The following is a 15,133-nucleotide window of genomic DNA, read 5'->3' as shown; positions in this document are numbered from 1 at the left end:
TCGCCGCTCCGCGAGAGGACCAACGACGCAGGCCCCGACGAACAGCCCACCCACATCAGCGCGAATGGGCACCTCACGCAGTCGCGACACGCACACTCGCGCCTCCACGACATACCCCTCCGCGCACCCGCGAGATGCCCACCCAAGCGCCGATGAACGGCCCATTCACCACCCCACCGGCGCGCAGCTCGCCCACCCACCAACCGCCCCCTCACGCACCCGCGACATGTTCACTCAAGCGCCGATGAACGGACCGTTCACCAGCCCCGCCACAAGCGCACCTCGCCCACCCACCAACCGCCCCCTCACGCACCCGCGAGGTGACCACTGACGCGGCGATGAACGGACCATTCATCGCCGCGCGGCCGCGTGCAACCACCTGCCCAACCACCCGCCCGGCCGTGCTGCCACCACGACCACCCCCACGTCGGCATCTCCGGCATCATCGGGGGCATGCGCGCGGAACGTCTGGTTGCCCTGCTCTTCACCCTGCAGAGCAGGCGCAGCGCGACCGTCCCCGAGCTGGCCGAGGCGCTCGGCGTTTCGGAGCGCACCATGCACCGCGACATCGCCGCCCTGCAGGCCGCTGGTGTTCCACTGTGGACGGAGACCGGGCGGTACGGCGGCGTGCGGCTCGTGGAGGGGTGGCGCACCCGGCTGGACGGGCTCACCTCCCGCGAGGCCGTCGCCATCTTCGCGATGGGCGTGCCCCGCGCGCTGGCCGAGCTGGGTCTCGGCACCGCCGTCTCCGCCGCCCACGCCAAGGTCAGCGCCACCCTCCCCGCCCCGCTGCGGGAGCAGGCCCAGCACCTCGCCCAGCGCTTCCACCTCGACGCGCCCGGCTGGTTCAAGTCCGAAGAGGACGCCGAGCACCTGGCGACCATCGCCCAGTCCGTGTGGGAGCAGCGCCGCGCCGCGATCACCTACCGGCGCGGCGACCACACCGTCGAACGCCTCCTCGAACCGCTCGGCCTCGTCCTCAAGGCCGGTGTCTGGTACCTCGTCGCCCGCATCGAGCACAGCATCCGCACCTACCGCGTCAGCAAGGTCACCGCCGTCGAGCTCACCGACGAGCGCTTCGAGAGGCCCGCCGACTTCGACCTCGCCGGCTGGTGGCAGCGCTCCTCCACCCAGTTCGAACGCTCCCTGCAACGCCACCCGGTCCGCCTGCGCCTGTCCCGCTGGGGCGTGAAACGCCTCCCGCAGATCCTCGACGCCGACCTGGCCATCGCCGCCCTTGACGCGGCTGGGCCACCGGACCCCGAGGGCTGGGTCGAGGTCACCGTCGACCTCGAAGAACCAGCCATCGCGGCGAGCATGCTGCTCGGCCTCGGCACCGACGTCGAGGTCGTCGAGCCACCCGCCGTGCGAGCCTTGTTCGCCGACGCCGCACGGCGGATGGCCGACCGTCACCGGTAGCCGGTCGGGTCCGCGGGCTTGCCCGCTTCCTGGACCTCCACGACGTAGCGCCAGCCGTCCGGCCTGCTGCCGTCCACGTCGTCGAACTCGTAGATCTTCGCCAGCTGCCCGCTGTTCAACGTCTGCCCGTGGAACCGGTGCCGCTCGGGGTCGGCCGCCAGCGACGCGACCGCCCTGCCCACGAACGCCGGCGATTCCGAGATGCAGAAGTGCGGCTCCTTCGCGAGCGCGTCCCGCCAGTTCTCCTCGGTCACGCCGTAGTGCTCCAGCATCGCCTCCGACCGCAGCCAGCCCGGCGTCATCGCCACCGCCGTCGCGCCGTGCGGGGCCAGGTCGTGCGCCTCCGCCTTGACGATGCTGTGCGACGCCGCCTTCGCCACGTAGAACCCGATCGACGTGCCCTCACGGAACCGCGAGTTGTACTCCTCGGTCCCGTCAGTCATCTCCACCACCAGCCCGCCCTGGTTACGGATCACCAGCGGCAGCAGGAAGTGACTCGTGATGATGTGCGCGTCGATGCCCAGCCGGATCGACCGCAGGGCGTGCTCCAGCGGCAGGTCCCACACCGCCTCGCCCCACCCGATGTACCCGTCGCCGCCCCAGATGCCGTCGACCAGGATGTCCAGCCGCCCCTGCTCGCGGTCGACCCGCTCGGCCAGGGCCCGCACCTGCTCCGGGTCGAGGTGGTCGACGCGGATCGCCGCGCCCTTGCCGCCCGCGTCGGTGATCCGCTCCAGCGTGCCCTCGATGGTCTCCGGCCTGCCCACCTCGGACCGGTGCTCACCGGAGGTCCGCCCAGTGACGTACACGAACGCGCCCCGGCGCCCCAGCTCGACCGCGATCGCCCGGCTCGCCCCGCGCGTGCCACCGGCGACGAGGGCGACCTTCCCACTCAGTTCGTTGCTCATACGTCCACCGTGTCGGTGAACCCTGTCAGATCCCGTCATGGTTGCCGTCACCCGCGGGTAAGGGGTTCGTCATGACGATCTGGTGCGGTGGGTGACATGGACGCCCGTCTGCTGGTCTCGCTGTCCGGCATCGGTCCTCGGACGCTGCACCGCTGCGCCGAACTCGCGGCCGAGCTGGACCGCCGAAACGTCCCCCTGTCCCTCCTCTTCGCGCCGCGCACCGAGGGTTCACACGCCGTCACCACCTGGGTCCGCGAGCGCACCGGCCGCGGCGACGGTCTCCTGCTGCACGGCTACGACCACCGCATCCCGCCCAGCCACCGGGCGGTCAGCCTGCACCGCAAGGCCGAGTTCGCCGGCCTGCCCGCGCACGAGGCCCGGCTGCGGATGATCGCCGCGAAGGCCGCGCTGGAGAAGCTCGGCCTCGGCGCGGACGGGTTCGCGCCGCCGCGGTGGCTGGCCTCGCCCGGCACGCTCGCCGCGGCGGGCGAGCACTTCGCGCTGTGCGCCGACCTCGCCGCGGTGCATGACCTGCGCACGCGCACCGTGCACCGCTCGCGGGTGCAGTCGTTCGCGGCGCACAACCACCGGACGGAGACCGTGCGCGCGTTCGCGCTCGTGCTCGCCTCGGCACGGGCCTCGCGACGTGGTGGTCTCGTGCGCCTCGGGATCGACGCCGCCGATCTCGCCCGGCCCGGTCTCCGGCACGCCTTCCTCGACGCGGTCGACGTCGCGCTGGAGAACCGGGCCTTCGGCACGACCTACGGGAGCTTGATGTCCTCGCCGCGCGTCGGCGCGCGCACCTCGGTGCCCTCCGGCGCGAGGTTGGTGAACAAGCCGTAGTGCATCGCCGGGTTCGCGAGCACCGCCTCGTGGATCGGCACTGCGACGCGCGGCGCGACCGCCCGCAGGTAGTCGACGGCTTCGCCGGCCTTGAGCCACGGCGCGCCGGTCGGCAGGCCGAGCACGTCGATCTTCTGCTCGGGCACGAAGAACGAGTCGCCGGGGTGGTAGAAGGCGCCGTGGTCGACGATGTAGCCGACGTTCGGGATGACCGGGATGTCGGAGTGGATCACGGCGTGCTGCCCGCCGACGACGTTCACCGCGGCGCCGCCCGCCTCGAACGCGTCGCCCGGGTTGACGACCTGGAACTCCAGGCCCAGCTTCTGCACGGTCTCCGCCGAACCGGGGTCGACGACCAGCTTCGCGTCCGGGTTGGCTTCGAGCAGCACCGGCAGGCGTTCGCTGTCGATGTGGTCGAAGTGCTGGTGGGTGATCAGGACCGCGTCCAGCTCGCGCTCGCCCTCGAAACCCTCCGAGAACGCGCCGGGGTCGAGCAGGATCCGCGCGTTTTCCGTCTCCAGCAGGACACAGGCGTGTCCGAAATGGACGATTCGCATCAGGTGCTCCTCCGCGTGGGTTCAGGACCAGCCTAGGCCCGCCAGAATCGCGTCGCCAAGATCGCTGCGGCGGTACCGGACCTCATGTCCGGATCGCGCCGACGTGAGGATCCCCACCTCCCGCAGCGCGGTGACGTGCGCGGACACGGTGCTCGGCGCGAGACCCAGCCGGCCCGCGAGCGCGGAGGTGGACAGCGGCTCGCCGAGGGCGAGCAGGACGGTGGCCTTGGTGCGGCCGAACACCGCGGCGAGACGGGCGTCGTGGTCCGGACGGCCGCCCCACAACGCGGCGACACCGCGGGCGGGGTAGAGCAGCGCGGGCTGCCAGGGCGGCACGGTGACCACGCCGACGCCGGGCCAGGCGAAGACGGCGGGCAGCAGGAGCAGGCCACGACGGCCGAGGCGGACCCGTTCCCGGGACCGGGATTCGACCAGGACCGTGCCGTCGACGAGCCGGACGCGCCGGTGCAGGTCCGCGAAGACGAGTGGCAGACCGCCGTCGGCGAGCCGGCGGGAGCGGTGGGCGATGTCGGCGGCGAGGACGTCCCGCATCCGCGGCCAGTGCGGCGCGACCAGCTCGGACCAGACGAGCGCCATCTGGTCGGCGAGCAGGTCGCGGGCCTTCGCCGGGTCGGCGGGCAGGCCGCTGAGGTCGGCGTCGACCATGGCCAGCTCGGCGGCGACCTGCCGCGGCGGCGTGCGGCGGATGCGGTCCAGCTGCGCCTCGGCGGTGGTATGCGGGCCGTCCGGTGGCGGGCTGAGGAAGTCGGTGATGTAGCGGCGCCCGGACAGGACGCTGCGCAGCTCGGCGATCGGCAGGTCGGCATCGGTCAGCCACGGCGGGTGCGCGGGGTGTGCGCGCAGGCCGAGCCCGACCTGGACCGCGCCGAGCGCCTCCTCCAGCGGGGAGATGCCGAAGCGGACCGGGCTCGCGGCGGTGAGAACCAACTCGATCATGGCGGCCGACTTTCGGGGATTTCCGAATCAGTATGGATCCGGGAGGGGCGGCGGAACAGTCGGAAGGGTGCGGATCGGGGCAGATGGGGTGGCACCGCTGGGCGGGCAGCGCTCGGGTGGGTGGCTCGCCGGGGCGCGGGATGCCTGGGTGCTGGGCGGTGGCCGAGCCGAAGCCGCGTGGGGCTCACCCGGGGCCGGGGCGTCGGCCGGGGCCGGGGGCGGCCCCGGCGGGGCATGGCGGCCAGCCGCCGGGACGGGGGTGCCCCGGCACCGGGGCGGTGGCCGAGCCGAAGCCGGGTGGGGAATTCGCCCGGAGCCGCGCGACGGCTCGCCGTGCGAGGGGGCTCCCGCTGGAGGTGCGGAGCACCGGGAGCCGGGCCCGCCCGGCGGCCGGCCAGCCGGATCAAGCGCACGGCCGGCGCCGCTAACGGGGTCGGTCCGGAAGAAGTGGACCTTCCGACCGGGGCCGGAACCAAACACCACCAAGGAGATCCAGGTGAATCGCGCGTATTGGCGCTGGTCCGTGGGCGCCCAGCTCTACCGCCTGCCCATCGCCATGGGGCCGCTCGCCTTCACGTCCGTCGCCGCCGTTGTCACCGGGTCCTACCGGCTCGGCGGGGTGATGGTCGCCGTGCTCGTGGGGGCCGAGATCGTCGGGGCGGTGCCGTGCGGGCGGCTGCTCGACCGGATCGGCGTGCCCCGCGGTCTGGTGCTCCTCCTGCTCGCCGCGGGCACGGCCATGGCGGCGCTCGTCGTGGCCGCGGGGGCCGAATCCCACGGGCTGCTGGTCGCGCTGGTCGTCGTGCCCGGGCTGGTCGTCGGCGGGCTGTCCGGCGGCTTCCGAACCCTGCTCGGCTCCGTCGTGCCGGACGATCGGCTGCCGCGCGCCGTCGCGATCGACTCGATGCTATTCGAGGGTGTCCTGATCGCCGGGCCGCTGCTGGTCGCCGCGCTGAACCCGGCCGGCGCGCTCGTCCCGCTCGCCGCCATGGCCGCGGCCTACTTCGCCGCCGCGCTGGCCGTGCCGCGGGTCGTCGCGCCCGCCCCGCCGAGGGCGGCGAAACTGCCCGTCCGGAACGCACTGCCGTGGCTCGCGTGCCTGTTCGCGCTCGGCCACCTGCTCGCGACCGTCGAGGTCGCGCCGTTGCCGCTGGTCCAACGGCTCGGCGCGGACCCGGCACTGGCCGCGGTGGTGATCGTCGTGCTGAGCGGGGCCAGCATCACGGGCAGCGCGGTCTTCGCCTGGCGACGGCCACCCGCCGGACGGCGGCAGGCAGCGTTGGCGCTGGCCGGGTTCGTCGCAGGCGGCTCGGTGCTGGCTGCGGACCTCGGGTGGGCCGGGCTGCTCACCGGAGCGGCGCTGGTCGGCGGGGGCACCGGGCCGCTGTTGACCATCGCGTCCGTGCGGCTTCAGCGGTTGCTGCCGGAGGGCCGTCGCGCGGAGGGGTTCTCGGCCGCGTTCGTCGTGCAGGCGACCGGCTTCGGGCTGGGGTCGCTGAGCGTCGGCGTGCTGCCGTTGTCGCTGGCGCCCACTCTCGGGGTAGTGAGCTCGGCCTGCGCATGTGCCATGCTGGCGCTACTGAACAGTAGTTAGGAGGCCAAGGATGACCGCCGTGGAGCCGAAGCCGGCCGTCCAGGACACGTTCGACTCGCTGAACCCGGCCACCGACGAGGTCGTCGGGACCTACCCGGTGCACACCGCGGAGGACGTCCAGGCCGCGGTCGCCGCCGCGCGGAGCGCCGCAGGCTGGTGGGCAGGCCTCGGGTTCGAGGGCCGCGCCGACCGCCTGCGCCGCTGGAACGGGATCATCACCCACCGCCTCGCCGAGCTGTGCGACGTCGTCAGCAAGGAGACCGGCAAGCCCGCCGGCGACGCGCAACTGGAGGCCGTGCTCGCGATCGAACACATCCACTGGGCGGCCCGTAACGCGCGCAAGGTGCTGGGCCGGAAACGCCGCTCGGCCGGACTGCTGCTGTCCAACCACACCGCGACCGTCGAGTACCAGCCGCTGGGCGTGGTCGGCGTGATCGGGCCGTGGAACTACCCGGTCTACACGCCGCTGGGCTCGATCACCTACGCCCTCGCGGCGGGCAACGCCGTGGTGTTCAAGCCGAGCGAGTACACCCCCGGCGTCGGGAAGTGGCTGGTCGACACGTTCGCCGAGGTGGTGCCCGAGTACCCGGTGCTGCAGCTGGTCACCGGCTTCGGCGCGACCGGCGCGGCGCTCGTCGGCGCGGGCGTGGACAAGATCGCGTTCACGGGCTCGACCGCGACCGGCAAGAAGATCATGGCCGCGGCCGCCGAGACCCTCACGCCGGTGGTCATCGAGGCGGGCGGCAAGGACCCGCTGATCGTCGACTCCGACGCCGACCTGGACGCGGCCGCCGACGCCGCCGTGTGGGGCGCGTTCTCCAACTCCGGGCAGACCTGCATCGGCGTGGAGCGGGTGTACGTGCACGAGCGGGTCTACGACCAGTTCGTTGACAAGGTCGTCGCGCTGACCCGCGGGGTGAAGCCGGGCGAGCAGTACGGCCCGATGACCATGCCGTCGCAGCTGGACGTGGTGCGCAGGCACATCGCCGACGCCCTGGCCCGCGGCGGCCGGGCGCTGACGGGCGGCGCGGACGCGGTCGGCGACCGGTTCGTCGAGCCGACCGTCCTGGTCGACGTGCCGGAGGACTCCGCCGCGGTGCGGGAGGAGACGTTCGGCCCGACCATGACGATCGCCAAGGTGCGCGACATGGACGAGGCGGTCGAAAAGGCCAACGCGACGGTCTACGGGCTCGGCTCGACGGTGTTCTCCCGTGCCAACGCCACCCGACTGGCCCAGCGGCTCAAGGCCGGGATGATCTCGATCAACGCGCCGTTCTCGTTCGCCGGGGCCGCGTCGCTGCCGTTCGGCGGGGTCGGCGACTCCGGGTTCGGGCGGATCCACGGGCCGGAGGGCCTGCGCGAGTTCGCGCGCCCGAAGGCGGTCGCCCGCCAGCGCTTCGCGGTGCCGATCAAGCTGACGACCTTCGCGCGCACCGAGAAGACGGACAAACTGGTGAGCAAGCTCGTCACGGGGTTGTACGGCCGGAAGCGCTGACGCCCTCGCCGACATTTCACCTGTTCGTGACGCGCCTTGGAGTCGGACTCCAAGGCGCGTCGTGTTTTATCCGCGCGTCGCGGCTTTTCTCCGGGCGTTTCGCATTATGGTTTGCGCGGAGATCGGACGAGTGCCACTTGAACCTCTCGAGCTGAATTTCAGGTCGAGAGGCCCCGCGAGTTGCTCTCGGGGCCACTGGCAGCCGCGCGGCTGCCCTCGCATTCGGAAGGATCTCACTATGCCGAGAGATCGGCGCGGGAAGGCTCCTCCGCCGTGCATGTGCGCGGTGTGCAGGCTGCGGCGGTGGAACAACAGGACCAGAGGCGAGATCCGATGGATCGTTCTCCTCGTGGCCCTGCTGGTCCTTCACCGGGACGAGTTGCCGCTCGTCCTGCCGCACTGCCTGCTTTGAGCAGGCCATCCGGGGGCGGGCATCAACTAGATGTCCGCCCCATCCTCTCTGAAAACGAACAACGCAACCGGTGTTGCGGAAGACCGCAACACCGGTTGCGTTTCCAGTAGGCACAGTATGGCACATATCTCCATTCAAAGTGGAGATAGAATGAAGATAAGAACCCGCTGACGTGCCAACTTCGATTCCGAGCATGGCGTGTTGTGGCTGGAGAACTGTTGCGCAACCCTGTGCCGCCTGAACGCAACCGACGCAACCCGCGATCGCAACCACCGGTGCGGGCACCCATCAACAGGATGAGTGAACTTCTCGTCATCGGGTAACCATCCGTATGCGAAAGATCATCGGTATCGCGGCCGGAGCGGCGCTCCTCGGCTCGATCGGGATCGCCGCTCCCGCCGCGCAAGCAGCGGAAACACCGTGCAGCCCGCAGGCGAAGGCGTGCCTGCGGCTGCACACCAACCAGGCCTGGCTGACGAACAACGGTCAGGTGACCCGCGGACCGGTTCCGGTCACCGTGGGCAAACCCGGCCACGAGACGCCGGTGGGCACGTTCAAGGTCCAGTACCGCGACATCGACCACTACAGCAAGGCCTACGACGCCCCGATGCCGTACGCGGTGTTCTTCACGACCACCGGGGTGGCGTTCCACGAGGGCAGCCTGCGTGAGCAGTCGCACGGGTGCGTGCACCTCTCGCACGCCGACGCGAAGGCCTTCTACCAGACCCTCCGCACGGGTGACATCGTCGAAGTCGTGAACTGAGTCCGGTATTTCGGACGAGGCGGGGTATCGTGCGGTCATGCCCCGTCTCGTACCGGCCGTGCTCCGGGCCGCGGACATCCTGGAACTGTTCCTCGACGAACACGTCCGCCTGTCCGCGACCGAGATCGTCGAGCGCCTGGGCCTGCCCCGCTCCACCACACACGAGCTGCTGACCACCCTCGTCGCCCGGAAGTACCTGGACCGCCAGGCAGGCGAGGAGACCATGTACCGCCTCGGGCCGAAGCTGCTCGAACTGGGGGCGCGCTACCAGCAGCGGCTGGAGTTCGGCGTCGAGGCGGACGCGGTGGCGCGGCGGGTCGCGGCGCAGTGCGACGAGACCGTGCACGTCGCCGTGCTGGACGGGCTCGAGGTCGTCTACGTGTCCAAAATAGACTCGACCCACTCGGTGCGGCTGATCTCCGCGGTCGGCCGCAGGCTGCCGGCCAACTGCACCGCCGTGGGCAAGGTCCTGCTCGCCGGGCTGCCCAGGGAGGAGGTCAGCCGCCGCCTCAAGGGACACCGGCTGACCGCGCTCACCGAGCACAGCATCACGTCCCGCCCGGAGCTGCTCGCCCAGCTGGACGCGGTCCGCGTGACCGGCGTCGCGCACGAGCGCAGCGAGTCCAATCCGGACGCCGGCTGCGTGGCCGCGCCGGTGGTGGACTCGCGCGGCGAATGGGTCGCCGCGATGAGCATCTCCATCCCGACCTCGCGCCACGACCAGGAGTCCTGGCGCCGCTGGGAAAAACTCGTCCGCGAGGGCGCCGCCGAGCTCTCCCAGCGCCTCGGCGGCCGCCCTCGAGATCCTGCTGATCACGGCTTACACGGCGGTGCAGGTAGCGGAACCTGAGGCGGCCCCTCGCTGTGGGATCGCCTCCTCATGAACGCCGGTTCACCACGTCGGCGCTGTCCTCGCGAGGAACCACCTCAGAACCCGCGGCGGTGCCGGCTGGGAGCCGGCACCGCCTCAAGGCCCCAGCACGTTGTCCGGCACGTTCTGGAACGCGACCGGGCGCCGGAACCGGTCCACCGCCGCCGTGCCGACCGAGGTGTGCAGCGGCGCCGTGGTCGCCGGGTACGGGCCGCCGTGGTGCATCGCGCGCGTCACGGCCACCCCGGTCGGCCACCCGTTCCACACCACGCGCCCCACGTGCTCGGCCAGCTCGTCGACCAGTTCGGCCGCCACCGGGTCGTCGTCCTCCGCCTGCACGGTTCCGGTGAGCTGCCCGTCGAGGGACCGGACGACGTCCAGCATTTCGGACGCGGTCGAGTACTCCACCACGAGCGAGGCCGGGCCGAAGCACTCGGTCCGCAGCGCCTCGCCGTGCTCCAGCAGCGCCTTCGCGGTCGTGGCCAGCAGTGTTGGCGCCTCGCCGCCGTCGACCAGCGTGCGCACCTCGGCGTGCCCGACCAGCCGGCCGAGCACCGCCGCGTAACCGCTCGCGATGCGCTCGTTGAGCAGCGGCGCGGCGGCCACCTGGCGCACCCGCTCGGCCGCCGCCTCCCCCATCCCGGCCCCGGCCGGGACCACGAACAACCCGGGCTTCGTGCACAGCTGACCGGCGCCCATCGTGAACGAGTCCACGTACCCGGCCGCGATCTCCGGGCCACGCGCCCGCGCCGCCGCCTCGGTGACGAACACCGGATTCACGCTGCCCAGCTCGCCGTAGAACGGGATCGGATCCGGCCGCGAGACCGCCAGGTCGTACAGCGCCCGCCCGGCGGTGGGCGAACCGGTGAACGCCGCCGCCCGGATGCGGGGATCGGTCAGCGCGGCCCGGCCGTCCTCTTCGCTGTGGATCAACGCGAACACGCCCTCCGGCAGCGCGGCCCGCACGATCTCGCCGGTCGCGTCGGACAACCGGGGGTGGCCGGGGTGCGCCTTGAGCACCACCGGGCAGCCCGCCGCCAGCGCCGACGCGGTGTCCCCGCCCGCGACCGAGAACGCGAACGGGAAGTTGGACGCCGCGAAGACCAGCACCGGCCCGATCGGACGGTGGGTCAGCACCAGCTTCGGCCGCGGCGCGGGCGGCCACGAGGGGTCCGCCTCGTCGACGACCGTGCGCGGCTGGACCTCCTCGGCCAGCAACCGGAGCTGGAACGTGGTGCGCACGACCTCACCACGCAGCCGCGCCTCCGGGATGTGCGTCTCCTCGTGGGCGATCGGCACGAGCTCGTCCGCGGCCGCGTCGATGCCGTCCGCGACCTTCTGCAACGCCGCGGCGCGATCGGCGCGCGCCCACGACCGGGCGGCGTCGGCGGCCGCTTCGAGGATGTCGTCCAAGCTCATCGGGTCACCTCCGCGACGGTGGCGGGCACGGCGAGGTCGGCGGCAGGCAGGGCCGAGCCGACGGCCTCCGGCGCGTGCCGGTGGAGCAGTTCGAGACCGATCTCAGCACGACGGACCCGCTCGCGCACCAGCGCGACCGCGGTCGGCGTCAGGTGCGTGCCGCTGGGGTAGATGTTCGGCGCGTTGCGCAGCCCGAACTTGAGGTAGACGGGCGCGGCGACCCGCACGATCTCGGCGATCTCGAAGTGCCGGACGAATCCGCCGAGGTCGTCCGGCGCCTCGATGTAGACATCCAGCGGCAGGTCGACGGCCGCGCGGATCGCGGCGAGCTGGGCCAGGCTCAGGTCGGTCGGCACGTTGTAGGTGGTGGCCCCGGCCTGTTCGGCGAGCCGGATCGACGCCGGGTTGGCCAGGCCCATCTGGACGCTGACCTTGAACCGCATGTCGACGGGCAGTTCCCCGGCCGCGCGCATGCGGTCGGCGACGCTCAGCACCCCGAGGTCGGTGACCAGCACGCTGCGGATCCCGGCCTCGGCGGTGCGGCGGATGTCCTCCAGCACGTGGACCAGCTGCTCGGCGCCCCGCGCCTGCGCGGCGAACGGCCCGCCGCCGGACGCCACGGACGCGGCACCGGTGTCCCACCCGGCGACCGGGCGGGCGAACAGGCTCACCTCGACCTCGTGCGCCCGCGCGAGGTCGGCCATCGCGGCCAGCTCCGCGCGCGTCAGCAACATGCCGCCGCTGCCCTGCGAGACGCGGTGCACCACGACCCCGCGGGCGTCGGCCTCGGCGTAGACGGCCTCCAGTGCCTCCGGGCCCTCGACGCTCGGGATTTCCACCCGGTACTGGGCGCCGTCCGGGAACCGCTTGGGGCTCGTCGGCAGCTCACCCGGGTCGCCGGGCGGCAGGCCCAGGGTGCGCAGGAAGTCGCGGGTTCTGTCCACGGTTCACCACCGTTGTTCGAAATTTCGGATGCGGTTCGTAGTCCCGGACGACGTTAGGCGCTGGCCGAACCGCGGTCAAGACGGTTGACACCACCCGAATCCCGACTTTAGGTTCGGAGAGCCGAACGTCATCCGAGATATCGGACGAGCAGACAACGGAGTCACCCGTGCCCCCAGCCATCCTGCGCAAGATCAGCCTGCGCCTGCTGCCCTTCCTCGGGCTGTTGTACGTGATCGCCTACATCGACCGGTCCAACGTCGGGTTCGCGAAGCTGACCCTGCAATCCGAGCTCGGCCTGTCGGCGACCGTCTACACGCTCGGCCAGGTGTTCTTCTTCGTCGCCTACGCGCTGCTGGAGGTGCCGAGCAACCTCGCACTGCACCGCTACGGCGCGAACCGGTGGATCGCGCGGATCATGCTCACCTGGGGACTGGTCACCGTCGCGACCGCGCTGGTGTCCACGACCTGGCAGTTCTACCTGGCGCGGTTCGCGCTCGGGGCGGCCGAGGCCGGGTTCTTCCCCGGCGTCATCTACTACCTGACCCGCTGGTTCCCGGAAAGCCACCGCAGCAAGGCGATCGGGCTGTTCATGCTGGCCGGCCCGGTGTCGTTCATCATCGGCAACCCGGCGATGGGCGCGCTGAACGACCTGCACGGCGTCCTCGGCCTGGAGGGCTGGCAGTGGATCTTCGTCGCGACCGGCGTCCCCGCCGTGCTGCTGACGCCGATCGTGCTGTGGGTCCTGCCGAAGTCGCCCGAGACCGCCAAGTGGCTGACCGACGACGAGCGCACCTGGCTGACCGGCGAGCTGCGCCGCGAGGCCGAGGCCGCCGGCGCCCAGCCGCACAGCCCGTGGGCGGTGCTCAAGGACTCACGGGTGCTGGCGATGGCCCTGTTCTTCCTGTGCTTCCCGCTCGCCACCTACGGACTCGCGTTCTGGCTGCCGACGATCGTGAAGGGCTTCGGCGACCTGTCCGGCTTCGGCGTCGGCGCGGTGTCGGCGATCCCGTACGTGTGCGTCATGGCTGGTCTTCTCGTGGTGCCGCGGCTGGCCAACCGGCGCGAGGCGCCCTTCGGCTGGCTCGCGTTGATGCTCGGCTTCTCGATCGCCGGGTTCCTCGTGGCCGCGACCGCGAGTGCCCCGTGGCTGCAGATGATCGGGCTGTGCGTGGCGTCGATCGGCGGCTACGCGGCCCAGCCGGTGATGTGGGGCCTGGTGCCGAAGTTCCTCGCCGGGGCGACCGCGGCGGCGGGCATCGCCGCGATCAACGGCATCGGCAACCTCGGCGGCGGGTTCGGCCCGATGGGCATCGCGGCGATCGTGGACGCCACCGGTTCGGCCGCGACCGGCCTGTACTTCCTGATCGCGGTGTCCGTGCTCGGCTTGTTCGGCACGTACGGGCTGCGCCGGGTGCTGCGCCGCCGCGCGGACACCGCGAAGGTGCTGACCAGCTAGAAGGAGAAGCAGCCGAGTGCGGCGTTGCCGGTGCGGGCGACCGCGTCGAAGAACTCCCGCAGCGTGGCGTAGTTCACCGAAAGGTACTCCAGCTCCTCGTCCGAGTGGGTGTCCCAGATCCGCGGGTAGATTTCGCGGGCCATCATGTCGGCGGGGTCGTAGTGCTCGGCGAGCCGCTCGAACGGCGCGGCGTTCAGCGACTCGGCGATGCTCTTGACCGTCTCCGGCGGGAAGCCGTTGAACTCGTCGCCGTCGTGTTCGATGGGGTCGCCGTCCATGCGCAGGTCCACATCGACCCCGGCGGCGTCGAGGAGGTACTGGATGCCGTCCCAGGCCTTCTCGATGAACCCGTCGCGGACGGTCGCGTCGTCGCTGAGCTCGTCGTACAGCTCTTCGGCCAGCCTGCCGTCGTCCATCACGCCGTCCAGCTGCTCCGGCGTGACCTCGATGAACCCCAGTGTCATTCCCATCGGCAGAAGGTATCCAGGTCACACCCGTCACCACCCTGGGCGGGGTGTGCCCGCACCACAGCTAGACTCGGCTGGTACCGCCTACCTGCGATTACTGGAGCGACCCGCCGTGGCCCGTGTGGTGGTTGACGTCATGCCCAAGCCCGAGATCCTCGACCCGCAAGGTCAAGCCGTCGCCGGGGCGCTGCCGCGGCTGGGCTTCACCGGGGTCACCTCGGTGCGCCAGGGCAAGCACTTCGAGCTCGAGGTCGACGACTCGGTCGACGACGAGACGCTCGCCAAGATCGCCGAGGGCTTCCTCGCCAACCCGGTGATCGAGGAGTGGACCGTGCGGAGGCTCCCGTGAAGATCGGTGTGATCACCTTCCCCGGCACGCTGGACGACGTGGACGCGGTCCGCGCCGCCCGCTATGCCGACGCGGAGGCCGTCAACCTGTGGCACGCCGATGAGGACCTGCGCGGTGTCGACGCGGTGATCGTGCCCGGCGGCTTCTCCTACGGCGACTACCTGCGCTGCGGCGCGATCGCCCGCTTCGCCCCCGTGATGTCGTCGGTGGTCGACGCGGCCAAGGGCGGCATGCCGGTGCTCGGCATCTGCAACGGGTTCCAGATCCTGTGCGAGGCCGGGCTGCTGCCGGGCGCGCTGGTGCGCAACAAGAAGCTGCACTTCGTGTGCCGCGACCAGTGGCTGCGGGTGGAGAACAACACCACGGCGTGGACGACCCGGTACGAGGCGGGCGCCGAGATCCTGGTGCCGCTCAAGTCCGGCGAGGGCGGCTACGTCGCCGACCAGTCCACGCTGGACGAGCTGGAGGGCGAGGGCCGCGTGGTGTTCCGCTACGTCGGCGAGAACCCGAACGGCTCGCGTGACGACATCGCGGGCATCTGCAGCGCCAACGGCCGCGTCGTCGGCCTGATGCCGCACCCCGAGCACGCGATCGACGCGCTGACCGGCCCCAGCGACGACGGGCTGGGGATGTTCCTCAGCTTGGTCGACAGCCTCGTCAACGCCTGATCCGGCGGGT

General features: G+C 71.7%; 15 protein-coding genes. 9 read left to right on the top strand and 6 right to left on the bottom strand.

The window, feature by feature from the left end; all coding sequences use genetic code 11:
• Positions 1-453 precede the first annotated feature (453 nt).
• On the top strand, positions 454-1,419 hold the full coding sequence (locus AMYTH_RS0129990) for a helix-turn-helix transcriptional regulator (protein ID WP_027933348.1): 966 nt from the start codon (positions 454-456) through the stop codon (positions 1,417-1,419).
• On the opposite strand, the gene AMYTH_RS0129985 is transcribed toward AMYTH_RS0129990, so the two are convergent.
• Complete coding sequence (locus tag AMYTH_RS0129985) at positions 1,410-2,327, bottom strand: SDR family oxidoreductase (RefSeq protein ID WP_027933347.1); 918 nt, start codon at positions 2,325-2,327, stop codon at positions 1,410-1,412. The two genes, AMYTH_RS0129990 and AMYTH_RS0129985, sit on opposite strands and share 10 nt — an antisense overlap.
• Before the next feature lie 96 nt (positions 2,328-2,423).
• Between AMYTH_RS0129985 and AMYTH_RS0129980 the strand changes: the two genes are divergently transcribed.
• Positions 2,424-3,170 carry a DUF2334 domain-containing protein gene (locus AMYTH_RS0129980; RefSeq protein WP_027933346.1) on the top strand — a complete coding sequence of 249 codons (747 nt, stop codon included), beginning with the start codon at positions 2,424-2,426 and terminating at the stop codon, positions 3,168-3,170.
• Here AMYTH_RS0129980 and AMYTH_RS0129975 read toward each other — a convergent pair.
• Both AMYTH_RS0129975 and AMYTH_RS0129970 read right to left on the bottom strand, forming a co-directional pair.
• A complete protein-coding gene (locus tag AMYTH_RS0129975; RefSeq protein ID WP_027933345.1) occupies positions 3,089-3,727 on the bottom strand; it encodes an MBL fold metallo-hydrolase in 639 nt (212 codons plus the stop codon). The two genes, AMYTH_RS0129980 and AMYTH_RS0129975, sit on opposite strands and share 82 nt — an antisense overlap.
• Positions 3,728-3,748: 21 nt before the next feature.
• The gene (locus AMYTH_RS0129970; RefSeq protein ID WP_027933344.1) at positions 3,749-4,684 is read right to left on the bottom strand and encodes an ArsR/SmtB family transcription factor; all 936 of its coding nucleotides are present in this window, start codon (positions 4,682-4,684) and stop codon (positions 3,749-3,751) included.
• A gap of 496 nt (positions 4,685-5,180) precedes the next feature.
• On the opposite strand from AMYTH_RS0129970, the gene AMYTH_RS0129965 reads away from it, so the two are divergent.
• The 4 genes from AMYTH_RS0129965 to AMYTH_RS0129945 all read left to right on the top strand — a co-directional run bounded on the left by AMYTH_RS0129965 (position 5,181) and on the right by AMYTH_RS0129945 (position 9,798).
• A complete protein-coding gene (locus AMYTH_RS0129965) occupies positions 5,181-6,278 on the top strand; it encodes an MFS transporter (RefSeq protein ID WP_027933343.1) in 1,098 nt (365 codons plus the stop codon).
• 10 nt (positions 6,279-6,288) lie between these two features.
• Complete coding sequence (locus AMYTH_RS0129960; protein WP_027933342.1) at positions 6,289-7,773, top strand: aldehyde dehydrogenase family protein; 1,485 nt, start codon at positions 6,289-6,291, stop codon at positions 7,771-7,773.
• 743 nt (positions 7,774-8,516) lie between these two features.
• Complete coding sequence (locus AMYTH_RS0129950) at positions 8,517-8,948, top strand: L,D-transpeptidase (protein WP_027933341.1); 432 nt, start codon at positions 8,517-8,519, stop codon at positions 8,946-8,948.
• A gap of 37 nt (positions 8,949-8,985) precedes the next feature.
• A complete protein-coding gene (locus tag AMYTH_RS0129945) occupies positions 8,986-9,798 on the top strand; it encodes an IclR family transcriptional regulator (protein WP_051362856.1) in 813 nt (270 codons plus the stop codon).
• 117 nt (positions 9,799-9,915) lie between these two features.
• Here the strand turns inward: AMYTH_RS0129945 and AMYTH_RS0129940 are convergent, their stop codons facing one another.
• Both AMYTH_RS0129940 and AMYTH_RS0129935 read right to left on the bottom strand, forming a co-directional pair.
• A complete protein-coding gene (locus AMYTH_RS0129940) occupies positions 9,916-11,238 on the bottom strand; it encodes an aldehyde dehydrogenase (NADP(+)) (RefSeq protein WP_027933339.1) in 1,323 nt (440 codons plus the stop codon).
• On the bottom strand, positions 11,235-12,182 hold the full coding sequence (locus tag AMYTH_RS0129935; protein WP_027933338.1) for a U32 family peptidase: 948 nt from the start codon (positions 12,180-12,182) through the stop codon (positions 11,235-11,237). Before AMYTH_RS0129935 ends, AMYTH_RS0129940 begins: the two co-directional genes overlap by 4 nt.
• Before the next feature lie 167 nt (positions 12,183-12,349).
• Here AMYTH_RS0129935 and AMYTH_RS0129930 point away from each other — a divergent pair, with 167 nt between their 5' ends.
• Positions 12,350-13,639 carry an MFS transporter gene (locus AMYTH_RS0129930; protein WP_027933337.1) on the top strand — a complete coding sequence of 430 codons (1,290 nt, stop codon included), beginning with the start codon at positions 12,350-12,352 and terminating at the stop codon, positions 13,637-13,639.
• On the opposite strand, the gene AMYTH_RS45935 is transcribed toward AMYTH_RS0129930, so the two are convergent.
• Positions 13,636-14,109 carry a YfbM family protein gene (locus tag AMYTH_RS45935; RefSeq protein ID WP_084022709.1) on the bottom strand — a complete coding sequence of 158 codons (474 nt, stop codon included), beginning with the start codon at positions 14,107-14,109 and terminating at the stop codon, positions 13,636-13,638. The genes AMYTH_RS0129930 and AMYTH_RS45935 overlap by 4 nt on opposite strands.
• Before the next feature lie 109 nt (positions 14,110-14,218).
• Here AMYTH_RS45935 and purS point away from each other — a divergent pair, with 109 nt between their 5' ends.
• On the top strand, positions 14,219-14,455 hold the full coding sequence (purS, locus tag AMYTH_RS0129920; protein WP_017985747.1) for a phosphoribosylformylglycinamidine synthase subunit PurS: 237 nt from the start codon (positions 14,219-14,221) through the stop codon (positions 14,453-14,455).
• Complete coding sequence (purQ, locus tag AMYTH_RS0129915) at positions 14,452-15,123, top strand: phosphoribosylformylglycinamidine synthase subunit PurQ (protein WP_027933336.1); 672 nt, start codon at positions 14,452-14,454, stop codon at positions 15,121-15,123. The genes purS and purQ overlap by 4 nt, the downstream gene beginning before the upstream one ends.
• The last annotated feature ends 10 nt before the right edge of the window (positions 15,124-15,133 follow it).

It is taken from the genome of Amycolatopsis thermoflava N1165 (genome assembly GCF_000473265.1).
In the GTDB taxonomy this organism is placed as follows: Bacteria; Actinomycetota; Actinomycetes; order Mycobacteriales; family Pseudonocardiaceae; genus Amycolatopsis_E; species Amycolatopsis_E thermoflava.
Note: the sequence above shows the minus strand (reverse complement) of the source record. Positions and strands in the feature narration are given on the sequence as shown.

What these genes read in the sequence shown, in the direction of transcription:
- AMYTH_RS0129960 (WP_027933342.1), top strand. Translation starts at nt 6,289, where the DNA reads ATGACCGCCGTGGAGCCGAAGCCGGCCGTCCAGGACACGTTCGACTCG.
- AMYTH_RS0129950 (WP_027933341.1), top strand. Translation starts at nt 8,517, where the DNA reads ATGCGAAAGATCATCGGTATCGCGGCCGGAGCGGCGCTCCTCGGCTCG.
- AMYTH_RS0129985 (WP_027933347.1), bottom strand. Translation starts at nt 2,327, where the DNA reads ATGAGCAACGAACTGAGTGGGAAGGTCGCCCTCGTCGCCGGTGGCACG.
- AMYTH_RS0129980 (WP_027933346.1), top strand. Translation starts at nt 2,424, where the DNA reads ATGGACGCCCGTCTGCTGGTCTCGCTGTCCGGCATCGGTCCTCGGACG.
- AMYTH_RS0129975 (WP_027933345.1), bottom strand. Translation starts at nt 3,727, where the DNA reads ATGCGAATCGTCCATTTCGGACACGCCTGTGTCCTGCTGGAGACGGAA.
- AMYTH_RS0129945 (WP_051362856.1), top strand. Translation starts at nt 8,986, where the DNA reads ATGCCCCGTCTCGTACCGGCCGTGCTCCGGGCCGCGGACATCCTGGAA.
- AMYTH_RS45935 (WP_084022709.1), bottom strand. Translation starts at nt 14,109, where the DNA reads ATGGGAATGACACTGGGGTTCATCGAGGTCACGCCGGAGCAGCTGGAC.
- AMYTH_RS0129970 (WP_027933344.1), bottom strand. Translation starts at nt 4,684, where the DNA reads ATGATCGAGTTGGTTCTCACCGCCGCGAGCCCGGTCCGCTTCGGCATC.
- AMYTH_RS0129990 (WP_027933348.1), top strand. Translation starts at nt 454, where the DNA reads ATGCGCGCGGAACGTCTGGTTGCCCTGCTCTTCACCCTGCAGAGCAGG.
- AMYTH_RS0129940 (WP_027933339.1), bottom strand. Translation starts at nt 11,238, where the DNA reads ATGAGCTTGGACGACATCCTCGAAGCGGCCGCCGACGCCGCCCGGTCG.